The organism is Paenibacillus sp. V4I7 (assembly GCF_030817275.1).
In the GTDB taxonomy this organism is placed as follows: Bacteria; Bacillota; Bacilli; order Paenibacillales; family NBRC-103111; genus Paenibacillus_E.
This window is the reverse complement of sequence record NZ_JAUSZD010000002.1, coordinates 1,953,083-1,975,020: the sequence shown is the minus strand read 5'-3', so window position 1 is coordinate 1,975,020 and position 21,938 is coordinate 1,953,083. Positions and strand designations below refer to the sequence as shown.

Genomic DNA, 21,938 nt, shown 5'->3' with positions numbered 1-21,938 from the left:
CTTTTTTCTGTTATTCGGATTTTGGTTGACGCGTGCCGTCGATCGGCTTTGTAATACTTAGCCGCGTTTTGCCAGCTAATACCGGACGACGAACCAGGATGGCAAAGAAGCCTTTGGCGTTAAATGGAATAAAGGGCCACATATAGGGAGCATTAAAGGATTTCCTTGTGGCTAACAGAATTAACCATAACGTTGAACCAACGACAAAACCGGGTACCTGGAAGATCGCCACGATGATTAAGAGAGCAAGCCTTACAATACGATTAGCTAGACCCAACTCATAGCTTGGTGTCGCGAACATCCCAATAGAGGCGAGCGCCAAATACAGGATAACCTCATTGATAAAGAGCCCTGTCTTTACCGCGATATCTCCAACCAGAATGGCTGCCACCAAACCCATTGCGGTTGCAAGCGGTGTAGGTGTATGCACAGCAGCCATTCGCATGAGATCAATCCCTATATCCGCTAGTAAGAACTGAACTAATAGTGGCAGAGTTCCTTCCTTCTGCGGACCGAGGAATTCTAGTCCCGCCGGCTTTAAGGAAGGATCCATAACCATCATAAACCAAAGTGGGAGCAAGAAAATCGAAGCCATAATGCCAACAAAGCGCACCCACCTTAAGTAAGTGCCGATAAATGGCGTTTGCCGATATTCCTCAGCATGCTGCACATGATGGAAAAACGTTGTCGGCAGGATCATGACGCTCGGTGATGTGTCCACAAAAACACATACATGACCTTCAAGTAAATGAGCGGAGACAACATCCGGCCGTTCCGAATACCGAACCATCGGATATGGGTTCCAACCCTTATTAACAATCGCTTCTTCCAGCTGTTTTTCAGCAAGAGGAAGGCCGTCGATTTCAACATTATTTATTTTATCTTTCACGGCTTGGACTAAGTCCGCGTCAGCAATATCATTGATATAGCCTATACAGACATCCGTCTTGGTTCGCTTGCCGATTTGCATAATTTCCAGCTTAAATCTCTCATCACGAATTCTTCGTCTGACCAATGTTACATTCAATAAAAGGGTTTCAACGAAGCCGTCTCGTGAACCTCGGACAACCCGCTCCAAGTCAGGTTCAGCGATCGATCGAACGGGATAGCTTTTGACATCGATCGCAATCGCTGCTGTCTCTCCTTCAATGAAAAATGCCGTCCCGCCCATCAACACTTGTCCTACGATTTCAGACATTTTCTTGTAGGACTTCACTTGGATGTGCGGAATTAGTTTCTCAATGAAAGCTTCCAGTGTATGATGTGAGACTGTTTCTTCGTCCGCATAAGTTAGACGTGTAATGATATCGGTTAACACCGTATCTTTGGCAAATCCATTGCAATAGAAGATGCCTACACGCTTGGCTCCAAACACCATTTCTCTGAGTACGAGATCGAAGCTTCGATTGAGTCCTACGCGTTCCTCCAGCACTCTTTGAACTTCTCGAATGCTTCGGGGGATATCTTCCTGAATTTTGAGTGCCTTCTCCTCAGATGTCATGTCGGTTATTGGATTGTAAGCTGATAAATTCCCTTCCTCATCTATCGCCAGTTTCTCCGACTGTTCCTGTGATTCCTTCGATTCGTTAGAGTCATTCTTATCGCTCTCATTTCCCTGTTTCACAATAAACTTCACTTGCGCGCCTCCTTCAACACACGTTAATAAAACAACCATTCAAACAAGGATCCAAATACTTTACCGAATATCATCGCCATTAGAAGCAAAATCATATAGGATCCCATGCCAACACGCTTGGCGAGGATGGGCAGCACGTTGATGATTTCCGTTAGCGCAGCTGCTAGCATGCCAACAAAACAACCGGCAAATATACCTACCACTGCTGTTCCCATCGGAAAGAGATGCATTTTAACATCGCTGAAATCAACCCATGTAAATAAGAGTGAACCCATCACAACAGCCGCTTCATAAGCATGTATTTTTGAGAACGAACGTGTGATCTGGGCAAGTCTTGGAATAATATCCAACACCACGAGAAAAGCGACCATGCCGCTGCCAACAGCGATTCCACCAGCTAACCCGATAAAAGCCGCCAAGAGGGCTTCCCCAAATTGGGTAATCACGCACGGTCTCCTTCCTCATGAATTTTGATATATTCTTCTGTTATCACATAATGGTTTATGTTTTCCTGGTACATGAACATTTCCACTTCCAGCGGGCTTGGTTCTTCATTGAATTTCTTCTTGAACAGATGGTTGAAAAAAATGACCATTCCAACACCAATCCCTAGTGAATAAGGGATTTGTAAAATGAGTGGATGATCCACCTTTTTCCCTGTCATTAATTCATAAATGCGTTGGTGAACTTCCAACATGGAAACATCCGCATGAAAATTCATGATGGCCAGTCCTGAACCGATGAACAAAAGCAACCAAACCAAACCGATAAGTATGGGACTAGGCTTTCTAGGATCGGAAATAATCTCGAGAAGCACATGTGGTTCTCCGAAATGCTCAATTTGCAGCTGTGGATAAAGATCTTTCACTTTACGAACGATCAGCATCATGTCAATGAGAACGCGATTGCCATCCTCTTGTTGCGGTTGATGAATGATCAATTCGTTCAGAGCTTGCTCATATTCAGGCTCCACGAAAATCTGAGCGATATGACGTAAACACACAACATTCCCTTTGCGAACACTAGCTTTTCGACGAAGGCGGATGTATAGATATGGTTTTCCTTCCTGGACCATGGTCTCACTCCCCTCAAAGCTTTACGGTGAATCATCCATGTATAGGAGTAGTATGCAAAATCTTTCCTTCCCATAAACACCTGATAAGATGGTAAATTCTCCAGGAATAAAGTGATCTCCGATATGGCATAGTAAGATTGAATAACGATAACTTATTCCATATAAAGAAGGTGATAACATGGCAAAATTCGCGTTAACACTAGTCATTATTGGTGCGCTGAATTGGCTCTTGGTTGGGCTTTTCGAGTGGGATTTAGTTTCTGCTTTATTGGGAGGAGATTCTCATCGTGAATCTTCCGGTCTTAGCCGCATCGTTTATACGATTGTGGGCTTATGCGGAATTTACTGCGTGAGATTTTATTCAGACGACAGGCACTCTGCCCGATAAACATGTTCGTGAACGAAAAAGCCGCAAACTACCCCGTGTAGAATTAGGGTAACCAGCGGCTCTTTTTGATGCGGTGCGGACTTATCTGACTTGTTCAACCATTAATTTACTTTCCTCGTTTAAACCTATACAGATGACTTTTTTACCCAATTGCTCATATCTCGAAATGGTTTTGGTAATAGCCGTCACAGCGGAATGATCCCAAACATGTGACGAGCTAAAATCAATCGTAATCGTATCTGGGTCGTTTCTATAATCAAATAAATCAATAAAATGTGCCATTGTTCCAAAAAACAGCTGGCCGGAAATGCGATATATGATTGAGCCATTCTTGTCATTGGAAATATGCGCCTTAATTTTGGCCGATCTCCAGCCAAATATCACCGCACTTAATGTAACGCCTGATAAAACGCCAATCGCTAAATTGGAAGTTGCTACAACGATGGCTACTGTAATGATCATGACTAGCGCGTCACTCCGCGGAATTTTAACTAAGGTTTTAAGCGACTGCCAATCGAATGTCCCTACAGATACCATGAACATTACACCAACTAGCGCAGCCATCGGAATTTGCTTGACTACATTGCCTAATACCATGATTAAGAACAGCAGGAAAACCCCCGAAACAAAGGTAGATAGTCGGGATCGACCACCCGATTTCACGTTTATGACGGTTTGACCAATCATGGCACACCCTGCCATCCCACCGAAAAAGCCAGACACCATATTGGCTATGCCCTGCCCTCTCACCTCTTTATTTTTATCACTTTTCGTTTCGGTCATCTCATCTACAATCGTAGCTGTCATCAAGGATTCGGTCATACCTACAACAGCTAATGCCAAGGAAATAGGAAATATATATCCAATTGCTTGAAGAGATAGCGTTAAGTCAGGAATATGGAAGAACGGCAAGGTTTGTGTAATTTCACCCATATCACCAACTGTTCGCAAATCTAGGTGGAAGTTCATAGATAGAATCGTCATCACGATAATGGCAACCAACGCAGAAGGTATGGCTTTCGTAATCAAAGGAAGCAAATAAATAATAGCCAAAGTACCTACAACCATGGCATACATCTGCCAGCTTGCCCCGTTGAAATTAGTAAGTTGAGCCATGAAAATAATAATGGCGAGTGCATTAACAAACCCAACAATGACAGAGTTCGGAATAAACGTAATAAATTTGCCAAATTTCAAAACACCCATCACATATTGAATAACACCTGTCAAAATGCTGGCCGCAAACAAATATTCAATCCCATATTTTGCAACTAAAGGTCCCATTAGAGAGGCCATCGCACCTGTAGCCGCTGAAATCATTCCCATCCGACCACCTGTGAATGATATCACTATGGCAATAATGAAAGAAGCATACAAGCCAACCATAGGGTCTACACCTGCTAGAATGGAGAACGCGATAGCTTCGGGAATTAAAGCTAAGGCCACCGTTATACCGGACAAAACATCCTTACGAATATTAAAAAACCATGAATCCTTCCATTTACTATAAATCAAAAAGTACACACTCCTAAGTTAATTTTTTTGACTTTTCACTCTCAGAAAAGTCGGGGCCGTTATTTGCAGTTTTTATTATACACAAATCGAGCCTAAGTCTCTACATAGATAAATAACCGTTCCTCCTAGGAGGAACGGTTATTTATCTCAAATAATTGTTATTGAGCAATCTGATCTTTAATCGATTGCAAAATTTTCTTTTCCAATCGTGACACCTGCACTTGGGAAATTCCTAACCTACTTGCGACCTCGGATTGCGTTTGATCCCGAAAATAGCGGAGATAAACAATGAGTCTTTCTCGCTCCGAAAGCGTTCCAATGGCTTCATTAAGAGCAAGCTTCTCGAACCACTTCTCGCCGGACTCATCCGAGATTTGATCCATTAGCGTAATGGGGTCACCGTCGTTCTCAAAGACGGTCTCATGGATGGAAGAGAGAGGTTTATTCGCCTCTTGCGCGAAAACAACTTCCTCTGCCGTTATCATAAGCTCCTCTGCGACCTCTTTGATCGTAGGCAATCTGCCAAGCCGCTTCGAAAGTTCGTCCTTCGTCTTGCGAATCTTATTCGCCAACTCTTTGAGGGAACGGCTTACTTTGAGTGTTCCGTCATCGCGAAGGAAACGTTGAATTTCACCGATAATCATCGGTACTGCATAGGTTGAAAACTTAACATCATAAGATAGATCGAATTTGTCTACGGACTTCAGCAGTCCGATACAACCGATCTGGAACAAGTCTTCGGCTTCGTATCCTCGGTTCAAAAAACGTTGAACCACAGACCAAACCAAGCGGATATTGCAGCTGACAAGTGTTTCTCTGGCGAGTCCATCTCCGGATTGGCTGAGGGCGATTAACCGTTTGACTTCCGAATCGTCTAAATAACTATGAGAAGCATGTTTCAGATCGACATCCATAGATCAAACCCCTAATTGTATAAAGCTTTTTTAGATTCAATTCGCTTCAACATGTTTATTTTGGTTCCGATTCCGACGGCCGTCACAACTTCTACTTCGTCCATGAAATTTTCCATAATCGTGAAACCCATGCCAGAGCGTTCCAACTCTGGTTTGGATGTATATAGCGGCTGTTTCGCCTGTTCTAAATCCGCAATACCTGAACCCTTGTCTTCGATCGTAATCCGAACCACGTCGTCGTCAATTTGCGTCGAAATGATGATAACGCCATCCGTTCTATTGTTATAGCCATGAATAATCGAATTCGTTACTGCTTCAGAAACAACCGTCTTAATATCAGTCAATTCATTCAGCGTAGGATCCAATTGAGAGACGAAAGCAGCAACGGCTACACGAGCAAAAGCTTCATTCTCCGAGCGACTGGCAAACTCAAGTGTCATAAAGTTATGTTCACTCATAATGCAACCTCCAAACTGGACATTGCATTGCGTTCGTTGTCCTGTATAGATACAATCTTGAACATTCCAGAAAGCTCGAACAAGCGATAGACTGCAGGAGCAACGTCACAAACGACCATTTTGCCGCCTTTACTCGTAATCTGCTTATAGCGGCCAAGAATGACGCCAAGACCCGAGCTGTCCATGAAGGAAAGATCCTTCAGGCTAAGGATTAGATGGCGCGTATGCTCTTTGGCAATCGCTTCCTCCATCCTCGCCTTCACTACATCGGCTGTGTGATGATCCAACTCGCCTTTCAATCTAACAATCAGCGCTCTTCGGCCTTGCTCGAATTCAATTTGCAGGCTCAACATGTTCACTCCTCTCAGCTGAGAGACTTTGAGCTTACTTAGGTCCCTACCGTGGATCTTGAGCAAAGCTCAATGATCCCTTTAGCGAACTATGAGTTACACTCAAAGTTCCCTAAAGCGGAGAGACTTTGAGTTACACTCAAAGGTCCCTATATTAAGTCATGAAACTTAAGTTTCTACAGCTGAGATGGAATCTCCTGCACCCCGACAAAACTAGAAGAAAACTGCTAAAACTAGAAGAAAACTGCGCTTATTCGCGAATTCTCACCATTAATCCGTATGGAACAAATGCGATGTGGTTCGCTTTAATAGCTTCCACCAGGACGCTTTATCTACGGCAATAGGAGACTCGAGTGGGTATTCAGCAAGCAAACTATCGCCATTGTAAACAACAATTCTTCCGATAGGTTGCCCCATTGAAATCGGTGCTTTTATGTTTGGATCGAGTTTCAGTTCATGTCGAATCTCCCCAGTCACGGTGCCCTTTTTCATTAAAATACTATAATTTTGCTTCGCGACTAACGGCACTGTCGAAACCTGGCCTTTATTAATCGTAAAATTTCCAAGACTGTCGCCTGACTTAAACAAAGGATAGTTCGTATATTGCGCAAAAGCGTAATCAAACAGCTTCGTTACTTCAGCATTTCGAGTTTTTGTATTCGGTTCACCAAGTACCACAGCAACAACGCGTAAATTTTCACGTTTTGCCGTTGCAGATAAGCAAAATTTCGCTTCACTTGTGTATCCTGTTTTTAGACCATCCGCACCGCTGTAGAAGCGCACTAACTTGTTCGTATTCACGAGCCAGAACGGAGATGCCGTTTCTTTTCGTAGATAGTCTTGATAGGCTCCTGTAAATTTAGTTATCCCCTCATGCTTGAGCAATTCTCTCGACATGACGGCAATATCATTCGCTGTTGTATAATGATTGGCTACAGGCAGTCCGTTGCAGTTAGAGAAATGGGTGTTATTCATACCTAACTGCTGTGCACGTTCATTCATCATTTGTACAAAATTCTCTTCCGAGCCAGCGATTTTCTCGGCCATTGCTACAGATGCATCGTTACCGGAAGCCATGGCAATCCCCTTCAGCATTTCCTCAACTGTCATCTCTTCGCCAGGCTCAAGAAAAATTTGCGATCCACCCATGGAAGCCGCATACTCACTGACCTTGACCTTCTCATCCATTTTAATGTTGCCTTTGTCGATAGCTTCCATAATGAGCAGCATCGTCATGATTTTCGTAATGCTGGCTGGAGGCAGCTTTGCATCCTTATTCTTTTCGGCAATGACCGTGCCCGTGTCTGCATCCATTAACACTGCGGACTGTGCATTCGGTGTCAAATCAACCGAAGGTGCTTTCTTCTCTTCCGCAAACGCGGCCGGTATGAGCAGCATCAAACATAGCTGTAAACAGATAAAACTTATTAGCCCTTTTTTTCGCATAGCAATTGTACCCCTCCTGTGATGTATGAAGTGAAAGTCTGACACTTGCAGCTTGAATGACTGCTAATCAGTCTTGACGATTTCCGCACAAAATATTCCAACAGGAAGAAAATAAAAAAGGCACTTTCCATGTGGAAAGTGCTTGAGCAAACATTTGCTATTAAACAATGACATCATAAATTAATTGAACGGGAGCAGGCTTGCTGTTCTCGATGCGATAGGCTCCTTGAATCATGGTCTCGACTGCCTTCACATCCTGTTGATTCGCATGAATGGTACAAATGGATTCGCCAACCTGTACCTCGTCACCGATTTTCTTATTCAAAGTAAGACCTACTGCATAATCAATCTGATCTTCCTTCTTGGCACGACCAGCACCAAGCAGCATCGCAGCAATACCAATTTGTTCCGCATTGATCTGATTGATAAAGCCATCTTTCTCAGCTAGCACTTCGAAATGATAAGCGGCCGTCGGAAGGAGCTCTGGTTGGTCTACCACATTCGGATCGCCGCCCTGGCTGGCTATGAAGCGTTTGAATGTCTCTAACGCCCTTCCATTCATGACAATATCGCGGACAGCCACCTGAGCCTCCTCGAAGCTCTCAAACACTTTCCCCAGCAGCGACATGTAGGCAGCAACGGAGATCGCTACCTTAGTTAACTCCTTATCGCCGGTTCCGCGGAGCACTTCAATGGATTCACGAATCTCATTTGCGTTTCCGATTTCACGTCCGAGCGGCTGCTCCATGTCCGTAATCATGGCAATGGTATTTCGCTTCAATTGCGTTCCGATATCGACCATCGTACGAGCAAGGGCTCTTGCATCGTCCACTGTTTTCATGAAAGCGCCTGAACCGATTTTCACGTCCAGCACAATGGCATCTGCTCCGGAAGCAATCTTCTTGCTCATAATTGAACTCGCGATTAAGGGAATCGAATCTACCGTTGCTGTTACGTCGCGAAGTGCATACATCTTTTTGTCAGCAGGAGCTAGGTTACCACTCTGACCAACGATGGCAATTTTATTCGTATTCACCGCATGAATAAAATCTTCTTTCGTCAATTCAATCTGAAAGCCTGGAATCGACTCCAGCTTATCTACCGTACCCCCCGTATGTCCTAATCCTCTGCCAGACATTTTGGCAACAGGGATTCCAAGGGAAGCTACAATAGGTCCAACGATTAGGCTTATTTTGTCCCCAACCCCGCCTGTTGAGTGTTTATCCACTTTAATCCCAGCAATCTCCGATAAATCGATCATTTCTCCTGATCCTGCCATGGCTAACGTCAGTGCAGAGATCTCTTCACTTATCATCCCATTGAAGAAAATAGCCATCAGTAAAGCTGACATTTGATAATCCGGAATATCACCGCGTGTATATCCGCTAACAATATACGTAATTTCTTGCTCACTAAGCACTTCACCAGAACGTTTCTTATGGATTAAATCAACCATTCTCATGTGCATTCCTCCTTAAGATTACCTAAGAGTTTCCGTTAGAAAACTTGTATCGTAAGCATAACTTCAAAATCGAAAAAAGGGAGCTGCTAGAGCCCCCTCTGATACTACCATTATTGGTTAAGAAACAACTAATTTGGATTTCATTGTTGCATGGCCTTCACCACAAGGAAGCGTACAAATAATTTCATATGTACCTGGTTTGTCAAAAGTTACTTGTTTCGACGGGTTTTCTTTATCAAGCTTGATATCCAACCCTTGAATTTCAATCGAATGAACGCCTTCTTTTAATGACAAGGAAACTTTCGTAGGCTCTCCACTTTTAATCGTATAATCTGCTGCATCGAACTGCCAGTTAGAAGCTACAATTTTAAGCTGTTGACTTTTGCCAGCGGCAGCCTCAGCTTCCTTAGCCACTTGGCGGTCAGAAATATCTTGAAAGAGGACTCCCAGCCCCAATGCGCCCGCAAGTATAAATAACACAAAGAAAATCCACTTTTGCATGCATATCCCCCTCATAATGTGTTCACTTCATCTATTCTACCTAACATTTTCAGACAATCCCATACATGGTCAGTGGCAAATCCTTGAATATTTTGTGACAAAATTGTGAATGTGACTTTCGAAAAAACATCCCCCTTAGCGGGGGATATCATCTTTACTATTGCCCATTTTGTGATAAATTACACACCACTAAGTCTTCCACGTATTTGGAATCCGCCAGCTGATACGGTTTGTTTTTCTCTAAGAAGCGGTTGAAAAGATCGGTCTTTCTCTTTCAGTTCTCTAATATCCCGATTAATTCGGTACGCGCAATCCGGGCATAGCTTTTTGCCCACGAATCGGTTTCGAGCATGAAGCGCAGGGATAGTTCAAATTCGGATAATCCGAAAGCAGCAGCTTTCCCTCTTTGATCCAAGTATGCACCTGCTCTTGTGAAACACCTGTAGCTTCGCTGAATTGTATATTCGTTGAGCGATGATTTTTACGTAGAAATTCAAGACTGCTCGTGAGCATGGAATCCATGCTGCTACTGCAATCTGTACATTGATTTCGCAAATTCTTCTGGAACACTTTCCCGCATCTAGGACAGTTAGCGACCATTAATTGTTGGACTGGCATACTCCATCACATCCTTGTTCTGGAATGGGTATTCGTATCTACGGGACCCAGTAATATAGTTCTAATTAACTATATATTAGCATGACTTTATCCGAATTCATAGGTCCCCAGAAGCTTATTTTCATTAAAAGTTTATAAAAAATATAGCCAAATTATCCCAGGCAGACCTCACGAACAAAGGCCTTAACAAGTGCAATGAACTTCGGTTTCGTCCTATTGGCTACAGCCACAACCTGCTCATGCGTCAATGGTTCCAGTTCTTCACCTATCGCCATATCAGTAATACAAGAAATCCCTAAAACCTTAAGACCTGCATGACGTGCTGCAATAACTTCTCCCACCGTGGACATGCCAATCGCGTCGCCACCGATACGAGCTAACATCGTAAGTTCAGCTGGAGTACAGTAGGTTGGTCCTGTAATCCCCGCATAGACCCCTTCCTGCAGCTTCAGCGGCACGCCATCTTCTCCAACGACTGTTTGTGCCAATTCATGAGCCAGCTTACGGTATTCGCGGTTGTAAGCTTCCGACATGTCTGGGAAACGAACACCGAGATCAGAATGGTTAGGTCCGATAAGCGGGTTATCTCCTGTCATATTCAAATGGTCGCTAATGACCATAAGATCTCCGGCTTTGAAATCTCGATTCATGCCGCCTGCCGCGTTCGTCATTACAACCGTCTGAACGCCAATCGCTTTCATGACATAAACAGGAAATACAACCTTTTTCATATCGTAGCCTTCGTAATAATGAAAACGTCCCTGCATAACGATGACTTGCTTACCTTCTAGTGTACCTACAACAAAGCGACCTTCATGACCTTCAACGGTTGAAACGGGAAAGTGAGGAACCTCGCTGTAATCGATGGCTATGGGCTGCTCAACCTGATTTGCCATATCTCCTAAGCCTGATCCCAAAACTAATCCGATAACAGGCTTAACACTGCCTAAACGCTGCTCAATAAAACTTGCTGCTTCTTTGATTTTCTCTATGTAAGTCAGTTCCATTTTGTTCTCCTCTTCTAGTTAAAGTGCTTCAATAATGCCTAGGACTAATTTCAAAAACTTAGGCTTTACTTTCTCCGTCGTTTCCATGACTTCTGCATGGGAGAGTGGCTGGTCCAATATACCTGATGCCATATTCGAAATACAGGAGAAACCAAGCACTTCGATTCCTGCATGACGTGCTACAATCACTTCAGGTACCGTCGACATACCAACGGAATCGCCACCCAGTGTGCGGAGCATGCGAATCTCTGCAGGCGTTTCATAGTTAGGACCAAGGAGTCCCACATAGACGCCTTCTTGTAAGTGGAAGTTCTGTGAAGCCGCCACTTCGTGCGCTAATTTACGTAGACGTTTGCTGTAAGCTTCCGACATATCCGGAAAGCGAACACCTAAAGCAGAATCATTCGGACCGATAAGCGGATTGCGGTATGTCAAATTCAGATGATCACTTATGACCATAAGATCGCCAACTTGATAGGATTCATTAATTCCACCAGCTGCATTCGTCACTATCAACGTATCTACACCTAGTTCTTTCATGACTCTTACTGGAAAAGAAACCGTCTCCGCGCCATAGCCTTCGTAAGCATGAAAGCGGCCTTTCATTACCAGTACTTGCTTGCCTTGGATAGTACCAACGACTAGTTCTCCGGCATGCCCTTCCACGGTAGATACAGGGAAATGTGGGATTCTCGAGTAGTCTACAACGATAGGTTGCTCAATAAGATCAGCAAGAACGCCTAGACCTGAACCTAGAATCAGTCCAATTTTGGGTTTAATATTCGTTTCCTTGCTAATAAATGCTGCTGCTTCTTGAATCTTTTGAATCATGGACGTATCGGACATGGATTGATTCCTCCTAAGCGATTTCAGTTCACATAAAGTGAATATTTCATAAATTATTTTAAAAGATGTAAAAAGCTCTCGCCTTGATCGGTTGCACTTACGCCAAAATTATCTGCGATGGTTGCTCCCAGATCAGCGAAGGTTCCACGGATACCAAGCGAAGCAGGTGACTGAAAGCTTGGGCTGTATAGCAAAATAGGCACGTATTCGCGCGTATGGTCAGTTCCCGGATGCACGGGATCGTTGCCATGGTCCGCTGTAAGGATTAATAGGTCCTTCGGTCCTAGACCGGCTTTGAGCTGAGGCACATAAGCATCAAATTCTTCCAGTGATCTTCCATAGCCCTCAGGATCACGACGGTGCCCAAACAGCGAGTCAAAATCAACAAGGTTCGTAAAAGCCAGTCCTTTGAACGAAGAGCCTAGTACCTCTATTGTCTTCTGAATGCCATCTAAATTGCTTTTTGTTGATGTGGCTTTTGTAACGCCTTCACCATCAAAAATATCATTGATTTTCCCAATCGCAATCACATCTAATCCAGCATCCTTCAAATGATTCATCACCGTAGGCGCTGGCGGCTTCACAGCATAATCATGGCGATTCGGAGTACGTTTGAACGCACCCGGCTCCCCGAGGTACGGTCTTGCAATTACTCTGCCCACCGCAAACTCATCCTGCATGGTTAACCTTCTGGCAATCTTACATGCCCGATACAGCTCTTCTAGCGGAATGATGTCTTCATGCGCAGCTAATTGAAATACACTATCGGCAGATGTATAAACGATCCAAGCCCCTGTTTTCATCTGCTCTTCTCCGAGCTCATCTAAAATTTCAGTGCCTGAGGCCGGCTTATTTCCAATGACCTTACGACCTGTCTCCTGCTCAAATTGAGAAATCAATTTTTCAGGAAATCCATCAGGGAATACATTGAATGGTGTATTGATTCGAAGCCCCATCAATTCCCAGTGACCAGTCATCGTGTCTTTTCCAACAGACACCTCAGCCATTTTTCCATAATATCCTTCTGGTGAATCTGTCGCAGGAATCCCTTTAATATCAGCTATACTCCCTAGTCCCATTCGTTGTAAATTAGGCAGTGCAAATCCGCTTACTTTCTCTGCAATATGTCCTAGTGTGTGAGCGCCACTGTCGCCAAACTGCTTGGCATCCGGTAATTCGCCGATGCCTACGCTATCCAATACAATTAAACATATACGTTCAAAGCGCACTCTTGTCCCTCCAAATCAATTCCTAATGTCATCCACCCTCGATTATCTCACTTCCACTCTAAGAATGCAAAACAGCAGCCTCCCCCTAGGGGAAATGCCGCTGTGAGGTTATAATTTCGCTCTTGGGTGTGCAAGGTTGTATACATCTTTCATTTTGAGCTTGGTGACTTGAACATACATTTGTGTCGAGGAAATATCGGAATGCCCCAGCATTTCTTGAACCGATCTCAGATCTGCCCCATTTTCAATTAAATGGGCAGCGAAGGAATGCCTCAAGGCATGAGGGGTTATCTCATTCGCGATATTCATCTCGTTTGCATATTTTTTCAAAATCTTCCAAAACCCTTGCCTTGTCATCCTGGTTCCCAAATGGCCGATAAATAAGGCTTCTTCATCCATCGTTTTTTTTAACAACTTCATCCGATAATTATGTATATAGGTCGTTAAACACCGAATGGCGATTGAGCTTATAGGAATATTACGTTCTTTATCCGCTTTCCCCATACAACGGATGAAGCCCATCTGCAAATTGATATCCGTTACATTCAGAGAAATGAGCTCTGATACTCGAATCCCTGTCGCATAGAGCAATTCCAGCATAGCCTTATCACGTGCGCCGCTTACAAGCTCGGGTTGTGGTGCTTCGAGGAGCTTCTCTACCTCACTTATCGACAGCACTTTTGGAAGCTTTTTTTCCAGCTTGGGGGCATCTACATAAATACTTGGATCTGAATCCATTACCCGTTCTTTCACTAAATATTGATAAAGTGCTCGAATGGAAACCATATTGCGAGACAAGGTTGCTGATGCTCGTCCGAGCATTTTCAACTGCGATAAGTATCCTGTAATGTGAGTTTTGCCTGAATCTCTCCAAGCTGTGATACCTTGCTGTTGTAGATAATCAACAAATTGTTGTAGGTCTCTTTCATAGGATTCCAGTGTATTCCGTGATAGTCCCCGTTCAACTGTCAAAAATCGGATGAAGGATTGCAGGTCATTCGTCATCATGCCGATATACTCCTTCGTTATCATGCCATATCTTTATACCGAATAGCATTCAACGATTCCAGTGAGAACTCCTCTATTTTACGCTTTCTTTATTCCCCATACCAATAAAATAAACGTAAACGGTCACTCATTTTACCTGTATCCGAAACCGAAGCATGCTCATGTTGGCCAAACACCTTAACAGACTTTCCCGTTGGTGCTCTGTACTTGTTCACAGGTTGAATCCAACCGGTTAGTACAAGCATAACTTGATATAGAATCACAGTCAAAGTCATAAAAAGTAAAATAAAGCGTAAGCGAACAACGAGTTTTCGATATGAAAATATCATAGCCAGCCCTCATTTCTATCCCCTTTTTATGATCAAGATATGAGGCTTGGGCACTGATTATGACAGATCGGACAACTTCACATACGGCACTCCTAAAGCTTCAGCCACTGCTGGATGCGTTACGCTCCCTTTGTACGTATTCACGCCTAATTGTAGAGCGTAATTAGAGGCTACGGCCTCTGTAAAACCTTTATTGGCTAGCTCCATTGCATAAGGTATCGTTACATTGGTTAACCCAAGTGTTGAAGTTCTCGGAACAGCACCAGGCATATTGGCAACAGCATAATGAACAACACCATGTTTCTCGTAGGTGGGATTGCTATGTGTTGTCACACGGTCAATCGTTTCAATCGATCCGCCTTGGTCCACGGCAACATCCACAATTACAGCGCCTGGCTTCATGCTTTGAACCATAGCTTCTGTTACTAATCTTGGAGCTCTGGCTCCCGGAATAAGAACAGCGCCAATTAATAAATCCGACTTCTGTACAGCACTCGCAATATTATGAGGATTAGACATCAATGTTCGCAGTCTTCCCCCGAATATATCGTCCAGAGCTCTCATCCGATCGGCACTCCGTTCAATAATGACAACATTAGCTCCAAGACCTAGCGCCATTTTGGCCGCATTCGTTCCAACAATTCCTCCGCCTAAAATAATAACATCAGCTGGCGGCACACCAGGTACACCACCCAATAAAATTCCGCGTCCCCCATAGAACTTTTCCAGAAAGTGGGCGCCGATTTGCACCGACATCCGGCCCGCGACTTCACTCATCGGTGTCAAAAGCGGCAGTGAGCCATTCGGAAGTTGAATCGTTTCGTAGGCAATCCCCGTCACTTTCTTGCTAAGCAAATGTTCAGCCAAATCTCCTGCTGCAGCCAAATGCAAATAAGTGAACAGCATCTGCCCTTCCCGGAAATAACCATACTCTGCTGGTAATGGTTCCTTAACTTTCATAATCATATCGCTGAGAGACCATACCTCTGCAGCTTCCGCGACAATAACGGCGCCCTCACGAACATAGTCCTCATCCCCGAAGCCGCTGCCAACACCAGCTCCAGATTCAACAAGCACTTGATGTCCTGACGTCAAGAGCATACCCGCTCCTCCAGGGGTTAAAGCTACTCTGTTTTCATTGTTTTTGATTTCTTTAGGAACTCCGACTACAATCGTTTGCTGAGCCATAGTTGCTACCTTCTTCCTTATTATCCTAAACATAATGTGCCATGCTTCAATGCTAATTATGTGAGTAAATATCCGACTTTCTTATTACCTAGTATATGAAAAGAACACAAAAATGCCTGTATGCACAAGGTGTGCTTACAGGCATTTTCATTGTATAAACAGCTTCTATTCAGAAACTGTTATTTTAGATTTGTCCAATGAGTCCGGTTTTCCTCGATCGTTACAGCGATAGCATATACCTTGAAAATCAAGTCGATGATCTAGCACTTGAAAATGAAAATCTTGCTCTAACCGTTCTTCTAATGGTCCGAGCCAATCTTCCATAATTTCATCCACGGCTCCGCATTGCACGCAGATTAAGTGATGGTGATGATGACGTGTACTGTCGTCACGTAAATCGTAACGAGCGACACCGTCGCCAAAATTCATTTTTTCCAAGACATGCAGCTCACTCAGGAGCTCTAAAGTTCGGTAAACTGTTGCCAGTCCGATCTCTGGGGCCTTGTCCTTCACAAGCATAAACACATCTTCAGCACTTAAATGATCTTGTTCATTCTCTAAAAGTACGCGTACTGTCGCTTCCCGTTGAGGGGTTAGTTTGTACCCTTGGGATTGCAATTGCTGCTTAATCTTCTCGATCCTTGCTTCCATATGCCTCCCCCTCAGAAAGGTGGGCATCCAAGCCCAGTTTTAGCCACTCTTTTTATTATAGGGGGAGCTGACTGACAAAGTCAAACAGAAACATAAGTGGATCTGTTATCCATATAGACCAACAAGCATAGGCGTTACCCATCTCATCATCAATTGCGACATATATCCTTCCCAAAGCGCTGCTCCAAGAAGGAATACCCCCATCAGAAGGGTAAGCGTAGTATAACGCATAAAGGGCTGGTATATGTTTCCATTACGGCTCATAAAGCGATTTTTGATCATATAGATCGAGAATGCCATAGCTGCTACACTGCAGAATAGGATAGCCGGAATAACAATCAGATTCTGCGGCGCAACGGAAACAAGTGCAAATAACATGCCCTTCCATGACATTTGTCCGACAAGATATCCAACCGTAAACCCAATTAGCACACCTTTGAGAAAGTCCAGAACGAGAATCAATGGCAGCCCGACAATAGACAATCCAAAGAGCCATATCAATAAAATCCACTTCATATGCATGCCGAAAGCTTGAACGAACGATTGCCTGCTGTCAAACTCAGCGCCTTCATTAATTTCATGAAAGAAACTACCCAAATGACGAGTCATTTCTTGCTTTTGTTCCAAAGAAAGTGCATTCACCATCACGGCGCCGAACACGACCCCTATGATGAAAAGTACGGAGACGAATATAAATAGCGGTAAATTATCCTTCATATATTGTTTCATCGTTAGGTTCCTATTCATCTCGCAGCTCCTTCCTTGTGTCAACCTCTACAAAGACAAGCTTATGAGTGAGTGCTGGAAACTATGAACGATTTTTAACTTTGCCGTACCTACCCCCGCCACCAACTTCAAGCTGTAAGGTGCCTTCTCGCGCTTTTACAATATAAGCAGCAATTTCTTCACCAATTTCACTTGCAAGCTCATCTGGTGTCGAGCGATGCAGTACATTCATTTCCGTTCCGAAGCGGCGAAGAAGTTGATCAAGCTTTTTAGGCCCTAAACCTGGGATAAATTCTAGTGGAACTTGAAAATGATACGGAGGTCGATAAGGCGGGAGGTAAGCCATTTCACGGTCCGCTAAGTTCAGAATCCGATCCATGACTCCTCTGATGATTTTATTGCTGCCACAGTCGGCACAGCGCCCGGCGGACGTTTCACTTTCATTCAGAACGGATTCGCATAAGCTGCAGTAGGTTCGGTGGTATTTACCTAGACGAGGGTTAAGGCCGTAGTTGGCTATTATACCGCGTTCCTCTTGACGGTGCAGCGCTTTAACGAGCTCCTCATACGTAGGGGCAGCCAGCTTCATCTCGTTGTACTCACGTCCGATTTTACCAAGGGAATGCGCATCTGAGTTGGTAACGAATGTGAACGGATCAAGCTCCGAAATTAAACCGGCCATATCGGAATCAGCACTTAGACCAAGCTCAACCGCAGAGATGCCCTTAAGATCAAGAAGGTACTCCATTTTAGAAGACGCACTTCCGTATACACTTTTGTGCGGAGTGAAAATATGCGCGGGTATAAGGATGCCCCCCCTGCCAAGTACCTCATCTTGAAGTACGCGAGCAGGTACATAGATGCGCTGAGAGCTTAGCTCCACATTTTTCATGTGACCCTTCATCCATTGAGTGAACCCCTGCATCGCCGTAAGATTAGGCATATAGGCAAGCAAATGGGCCGGGCCCATGCCTGGATCGCGCACCTCTATTTCACTGCCCAGCATAATCGTCGTGTCCTGATACCGGATACCGCCGCCTTCCAGCTCCAGCATCTCTCCCCGATCCAAGTACGTCATGATGTCATCCTGGACGGAAGGCGAGTGACAATCGATAATACCGATGATCTCCATTCCTTTTCTGACGGCAGCTTCCTGTGCAATATTGAAGAAAGTCAGGTCATTCGCTGCGCTGATCTTCACCGCTTGTCCCTTCTCTGTTCGACCTATATGAATGTGGAGATCAACATAATAAGCATTCATTTAGATTTGACCCGTCAAAAGGTACAACTGCCAGGCGTAAACAGCCATAATCGTCTTAGCATCGCTAATTCGCCCTTCACGTATGTACTGCTGAGCTTGTTCCAAAGTAATCGCTTCACATTCCAGGAATTCATCCTCATCCGGATTCGCAGCGCCCTTCACCAAATCTTCTGCGAGATAAAGATGAATGATTTCATCCGCGAAACCTGGCGAGGTATAGAAGGAACTGATCAGCTTGATATTTTCTGTCCGAAAGCCTGTTTCTTCCTCTAATTCGCGTAAAGCTGCCTTAAGCGGCTCTTCACCTGCATCCAGCTTACCAGCCGGGATCTCGACCTGACTTTTCTCGAGCGGTTTCCGATACTGTTCCACAACAATCATTTTATCTCCAAGCAGCGGAATCACTGCTACAGCTCCAGGGTGTTTTACGATTTCTCGTGTTGCGGATTCCCCATTAGGGAGTAGGACATGATCCACCTGAAGTGAAATGATTTTACCTTTGAAAATAGGTTCGGTCTTGATGGTTATTTCTTCGAATTTTTTATGTAATGTCATACAAACACCTCACCCTTGTTAAAGTTGGTCTAACTTGTCCCATTCACGCATATCGTTCATTATATCAAAATTTTACCTGAAAAGAGGAAAATGGATATGAAGAGCTATGTAACCGACCGTCAAATTCGACTTGTAGGGAAGGCCTGGGAAATCAAACGACAATTACAGCTCATGCTGCAGCAAGGTGGTAATACCATTACGCTATTGGATTATGTAACTGGCTTGCACAATCCGCAGCCGCACAAATCGCTTGGAAATAAGCGGGGTCCTGCGATAATCCCCTTCCCATCGAGGTAATGGGCTGTGGATACATAGAAAAAGCTTCTGCGATTTCCGCAATCGATGGGCTCGGCATGCCTACAATTCGGTGCACCTGCAGATTCTGCGCTTGTTTCTGTACAATAGCCCTTTCTTTTGCCTCCAAAAGTGGTAGAGGCACTACAGCCGGACATCTCGCTGCCAGCTGCAGCGCAGTAAGTGTATGATGACTAATTCCCTGATGGCGAGTCCTCGGATCAGCAAAAGAAATTCTCGGAATGACCACTGGAATCCCACCAAGGGCATATACGGCATTTACGAGTTCACCAACCTCAAGACCTGAAAAACCGTATCGGGTATTCGTTCCCACGATGCCTGGCCCCATGGTTACAAGGCAGATATCTGCTTTGACTACATGCTTCGCTGCAACTAATGCGCTAAATTTGTTAACCGCCTCCACCTTACCTCCGTAAGCTTGACCATAAGTAATGGTTGTTTTAAGCCATTCCATCTCCTCGAGCATGGCCACATGTTCACTCCATGCAAGTGGAAGAGCCCCCCCATCTGTCATGATATAGGCCACCTCCAAGGCACGATCAGATGATTTTCTTTGTAGATGCCGATATCTGAGCCAGCATATTACGACAGGCAGCATACTGTGCAATTCTCCTAGCAAGACGGGCATCCCCTCTATATTCATGTCACCTTGAAACGAAGAATGAAACGAGCTGGCAGGCTCTTCAATAGCCAGCACCCTTCGCTGTACCGGGGTATATTTGAGCTTCATGATATGTCCACTTGATGATGTAGATGCTGAATGATGATCCAAACCTCGGTCACGAATGGATATTACAATATGAAATCCCCCTGAACCTAACCTCAGCTTCATGGCTGTTACATTTAAATCAACCACGTCCCCTGGACTTAACAAAGGCAAAGTATCGGTATAGTGCACAGCGCGCTCAAGCTCACCGCTCCGCATCCATATCGTAACAATCTGAAGTCCCTCTCTGACCGAAATAATATCCGCAACTATACCCTCATCCCGTATCATCAAGCCAGTTTCCCCTTTCTGGACGTGTCTTACTCGAAGCATATGTGGATTGATTTAGTTCTACCCCATTTTATCGGTGATTAAATGAAAAAGAACCGACCAGCTATGCCAGGACATTGGCAGACTAATCGGTTCTCTAGAAAAGAGGTGAATTAAACTCTCGCAGCTTCCTTCACAAGAGCAACGAGTAATTCAGCTGTTTTGACTAAATCACTGATGGCAATATGTTCTTTTGTTGTATGAATTTCATGATAACCAATAGCGAGATTAACCGTCGGTATGCCCATTCCGTTAAAGATATTCGCATCACTGCCGCCACCGGAGTGGAAGGTTCGAGCCGTCAATCCCAGTGTTGAGAGTGCTCTAGAGGTCAATTGTACAATCGGAGCAGAGTCATCATGCATATAGGAAGCATACACAATATCTGCATTAAACTCACAAGAGGTGCCAGCATCAGCTGCTGCTGATTCGCATGCTTCTTTCATCGCGGCGATTTGCGATTCCAGCTTATGCTGAACGATACTGCGTGCTTCCGCTTCCATCTTCACTTTATCGCATACCACGTTCAAAGGACCTACACCTGAGAAACTGCCAATATTCGCAGTAGTTTCGCTGTCAATTCGACCGAGCGACATACGCGAAACCGCTTTACTCGCTACTTGGATGGCACTGATACCATCTTCAGGATTAACCCCGGCATGAGCTGACTTTCCGTGGAAAATAATTTCTATTTCTGCACGTCCAGGTGCTGCTGTTGCGATATCGCCAATGCTTCCGTTCGAATCAAGTGCGAAGCCGAACTCAGCTTCCATAACGCTGCGGTCCATGGCGCGTGCGCCTTTCAGACCACTCTCTTCCCCTGCCGTAATAACGAATTGAATGCGACCATGTGGGATATTTTGCTCTTTTAACACTTGTATGCCTTCGATCATCGCCGCGATACCGGCTTTGTCGTCGCTGCCAAGGATCGTCGTTCCGTCGCTGCGGATATAGCCATCATCACCAATTTGCGGCTTGATACCTTTCCCAGGAGCTACCGTATCCATATGAGAAGTGAAGAAAATGGTCGGAATAGCTGCATTGCTGTCTGTTGCTTCAAGTGTACAGATCAAATTCCCTGATCCGTGGCCGCTTTTCGCCATCGAATTATCTTCCAAGACATGCAACCCTAAACGACTGAACTTTTCTTTAAGAACGACACAAATCTCTTGCTCAAATCGCGTCTCGCTGTCTACTTGCACAAGGGAGATGAACTCTTCCACCAAACGATTTTGCTGAATCATGCACTTTCCTCCGATACACACTATGAGTTACAATAAAACCGAACAAGCTTTTTGACGAAAAGGAGTGAATCTTCATTGTTACAGAATAAGCGTTGGTTTAAACTCGTGATTTACCTAATGCTAATCACGATGCTGCTCTCAAGCATATTGTTTACTGCGGGATTATTTTTTGATTCATAG

At 44.4% G+C, this 21,938-nt stretch carries 26 protein-coding genes; 3 read left to right on the top strand and 23 right to left on the bottom strand.

All coding sequences use genetic code 11. The features are described from left to right. Positions 1–10 precede the first annotated feature (10 nt). The 3 genes from QFZ80_RS10115 to QFZ80_RS10105 are packed head-to-tail and all read right to left on the bottom strand — an operon-like array spanning position 11 to position 2,711. Positions 11–1,675: a spore germination protein gene (locus QFZ80_RS10115; protein WP_307558707.1), complete on the bottom strand. Its 1,665-nt coding sequence runs from the start codon at positions 1,673–1,675 to the stop codon at positions 11–13. Further along, positions 1,660–2,082 carry a stage V sporulation protein AB gene (locus QFZ80_RS10110; RefSeq protein ID WP_373460046.1) on the bottom strand — a complete coding sequence of 141 codons (423 nt, stop codon included), beginning with the start codon at positions 2,080–2,082 and terminating at the stop codon, positions 1,660–1,662. Before QFZ80_RS10110 ends, QFZ80_RS10115 begins: the two co-directional genes overlap by 16 nt. Beyond that, on the bottom strand, positions 2,079–2,711 hold the full coding sequence (locus QFZ80_RS10105) for a stage V sporulation protein AA (RefSeq protein ID WP_307547009.1): 633 nt from the start codon (positions 2,709–2,711) through the stop codon (positions 2,079–2,081). Before QFZ80_RS10105 ends, QFZ80_RS10110 begins: the two co-directional genes overlap by 4 nt. A gap of 178 nt (positions 2,712–2,889) precedes the next feature. Here QFZ80_RS10105 and QFZ80_RS10100 point away from each other — a divergent pair, with 178 nt between their 5' ends. Beyond that, positions 2,890–3,099 (top strand): DUF378 domain-containing protein, encoded by a 210-nt coding sequence (locus tag QFZ80_RS10100; protein WP_261301166.1) that lies wholly within the window; start codon positions 2,890–2,892, stop codon positions 3,097–3,099. A gap of 81 nt (positions 3,100–3,180) precedes the next feature. On the opposite strand, the gene QFZ80_RS10095 is transcribed toward QFZ80_RS10100, so the two are convergent. The 18 genes from QFZ80_RS10095 to QFZ80_RS10010 form a co-directional block, all read right to left on the bottom strand. Next, positions 3,181–4,611 carry a SulP family inorganic anion transporter gene (locus tag QFZ80_RS10095; RefSeq protein ID WP_307564078.1) on the bottom strand — a complete coding sequence of 477 codons (1,431 nt, stop codon included), beginning with the start codon at positions 4,609–4,611 and terminating at the stop codon, positions 3,181–3,183. A gap of 161 nt (positions 4,612–4,772) precedes the next feature. Continuing rightward, the gene (gene sigF, locus QFZ80_RS10090; protein WP_029192952.1) at positions 4,773–5,528 is read right to left on the bottom strand and encodes an RNA polymerase sporulation sigma factor SigF; all 756 of its coding nucleotides are present in this window, start codon (positions 5,526–5,528) and stop codon (positions 4,773–4,775) included. Positions 5,529–5,539: 11 nt separating this feature from the next. Further along, a complete protein-coding gene (gene spoIIAB / locus QFZ80_RS10085; RefSeq protein WP_029192951.1) occupies positions 5,540–5,986 on the bottom strand; it encodes an anti-sigma F factor in 447 nt (148 codons plus the stop codon). After that, entirely contained in the window at positions 5,983–6,336 is a 354-nt protein-coding gene (spoIIAA, locus tag QFZ80_RS10080) for an anti-sigma F factor antagonist (RefSeq protein ID WP_047674049.1), read from the bottom strand. The genes spoIIAB and spoIIAA overlap by 4 nt, the downstream gene beginning before the upstream one ends. Before the next feature lie 270 nt (positions 6,337–6,606). After that, complete coding sequence (locus tag QFZ80_RS10075; RefSeq protein ID WP_307558705.1) at positions 6,607–7,782, bottom strand: D-alanyl-D-alanine carboxypeptidase family protein; 1,176 nt, start codon at positions 7,780–7,782, stop codon at positions 6,607–6,609. Positions 7,783–7,942: 160 nt separating this feature from the next. Next, a complete protein-coding gene (locus QFZ80_RS10070; RefSeq protein ID WP_307558703.1) occupies positions 7,943–9,244 on the bottom strand; it encodes a pyrimidine-nucleoside phosphorylase in 1,302 nt (433 codons plus the stop codon). Positions 9,245–9,361: 117 nt separating this feature from the next. Beyond that, on the bottom strand, positions 9,362–9,745 hold the full coding sequence (locus QFZ80_RS10065) for a cupredoxin domain-containing protein (protein ID WP_307547012.1): 384 nt from the start codon (positions 9,743–9,745) through the stop codon (positions 9,362–9,364). A gap of 294 nt (positions 9,746–10,039) precedes the next feature. Further along, positions 10,040–10,363 (bottom strand): flagellar protein, encoded by a 324-nt coding sequence (locus tag QFZ80_RS10060; RefSeq protein ID WP_307558700.1) that lies wholly within the window; start codon positions 10,361–10,363, stop codon positions 10,040–10,042. 152 nt (positions 10,364–10,515) lie between these two features. After that, positions 10,516–11,370 (bottom strand): purine-nucleoside phosphorylase, encoded by an 855-nt coding sequence (locus tag QFZ80_RS10055; RefSeq protein ID WP_307547016.1) that lies wholly within the window; start codon positions 11,368–11,370, stop codon positions 10,516–10,518. An 18-nt stretch (positions 11,371–11,388) separates the two neighbouring features. Next, positions 11,389–12,216 (bottom strand): purine-nucleoside phosphorylase, encoded by an 828-nt coding sequence (locus QFZ80_RS10050; protein WP_307547018.1) that lies wholly within the window; start codon positions 12,214–12,216, stop codon positions 11,389–11,391. Between the two features lie 53 nt (positions 12,217–12,269). After that, a complete protein-coding gene (gene deoB, locus QFZ80_RS10045; protein ID WP_307558698.1) occupies positions 12,270–13,445 on the bottom strand; it encodes a phosphopentomutase in 1,176 nt (391 codons plus the stop codon). Positions 13,446–13,553: 108 nt separating this feature from the next. Next, the gene (xerD, locus tag QFZ80_RS10040) at positions 13,554–14,450 is read right to left on the bottom strand and encodes a site-specific tyrosine recombinase XerD (RefSeq protein ID WP_307555590.1); all 897 of its coding nucleotides are present in this window, start codon (positions 14,448–14,450) and stop codon (positions 13,554–13,556) included. Between the two features lie 92 nt (positions 14,451–14,542). Continuing rightward, positions 14,543–14,782 carry a DUF4227 family protein gene (locus QFZ80_RS10035; protein ID WP_307547021.1) on the bottom strand — a complete coding sequence of 80 codons (240 nt, stop codon included), beginning with the start codon at positions 14,780–14,782 and terminating at the stop codon, positions 14,543–14,545. 57 nt (positions 14,783–14,839) lie between these two features. Further along, complete coding sequence (ald, locus tag QFZ80_RS10030; protein WP_307555592.1) at positions 14,840–15,955, bottom strand: alanine dehydrogenase; 1,116 nt, start codon at positions 15,953–15,955, stop codon at positions 14,840–14,842. A gap of 180 nt (positions 15,956–16,135) precedes the next feature. Then, a complete protein-coding gene (fur, locus tag QFZ80_RS10025; protein ID WP_057306375.1) occupies positions 16,136–16,621 on the bottom strand; it encodes a ferric iron uptake transcriptional regulator in 486 nt (161 codons plus the stop codon). A gap of 105 nt (positions 16,622–16,726) precedes the next feature. After that, a complete protein-coding gene (gene spoIIM / locus QFZ80_RS10020) occupies positions 16,727–17,368 on the bottom strand; it encodes a stage II sporulation protein M (RefSeq protein WP_307441682.1) in 642 nt (213 codons plus the stop codon). Between the two features lie 61 nt (positions 17,369–17,429). Continuing rightward, the gene (locus QFZ80_RS10015) at positions 17,430–18,608 is read right to left on the bottom strand and encodes an endonuclease Q family protein (protein WP_307547022.1); all 1,179 of its coding nucleotides are present in this window, start codon (positions 18,606–18,608) and stop codon (positions 17,430–17,432) included. Beyond that, positions 18,609–19,163 (bottom strand): NUDIX hydrolase, encoded by a 555-nt coding sequence (locus QFZ80_RS10010; RefSeq protein ID WP_307547024.1) that lies wholly within the window; start codon positions 19,161–19,163, stop codon positions 18,609–18,611. A 90-nt stretch (positions 19,164–19,253) separates the two neighbouring features. Here QFZ80_RS10010 and mciZ point away from each other — a divergent pair, with 90 nt between their 5' ends. Beyond that, positions 19,254–19,460, top strand: a complete 207-nt coding sequence (gene mciZ / locus QFZ80_RS38930) for a Z-ring formation inhibitor MciZ (protein WP_373460045.1) — start codon at positions 19,254–19,256, stop codon at positions 19,458–19,460. On the opposite strand, the gene QFZ80_RS10005 is transcribed toward mciZ, so the two are convergent. Together QFZ80_RS10005 and QFZ80_RS10000 are read right to left on the bottom strand one after the other, a co-directional pair. Further along, positions 19,360–20,475: a DUF3866 family protein gene (locus QFZ80_RS10005; RefSeq protein ID WP_307555594.1), complete on the bottom strand. Its 1,116-nt coding sequence runs from the start codon at positions 20,473–20,475 to the stop codon at positions 19,360–19,362. The genes mciZ and QFZ80_RS10005 overlap by 101 nt on opposite strands. Positions 20,476–20,627: 152 nt before the next feature. Continuing rightward, the gene (locus QFZ80_RS10000) at positions 20,628–21,758 is read right to left on the bottom strand and encodes a M20/M25/M40 family metallo-hydrolase (protein ID WP_307547026.1); all 1,131 of its coding nucleotides are present in this window, start codon (positions 21,756–21,758) and stop codon (positions 20,628–20,630) included. A 51-nt stretch (positions 21,759–21,809) separates the two neighbouring features. On the opposite strand from QFZ80_RS10000, the gene prli42 reads away from it, so the two are divergent. Continuing rightward, complete coding sequence (prli42, locus tag QFZ80_RS09995; RefSeq protein WP_307558695.1) at positions 21,810–21,938, top strand: stressosome-associated protein Prli42; 129 nt, start codon at positions 21,810–21,812, stop codon at positions 21,936–21,938.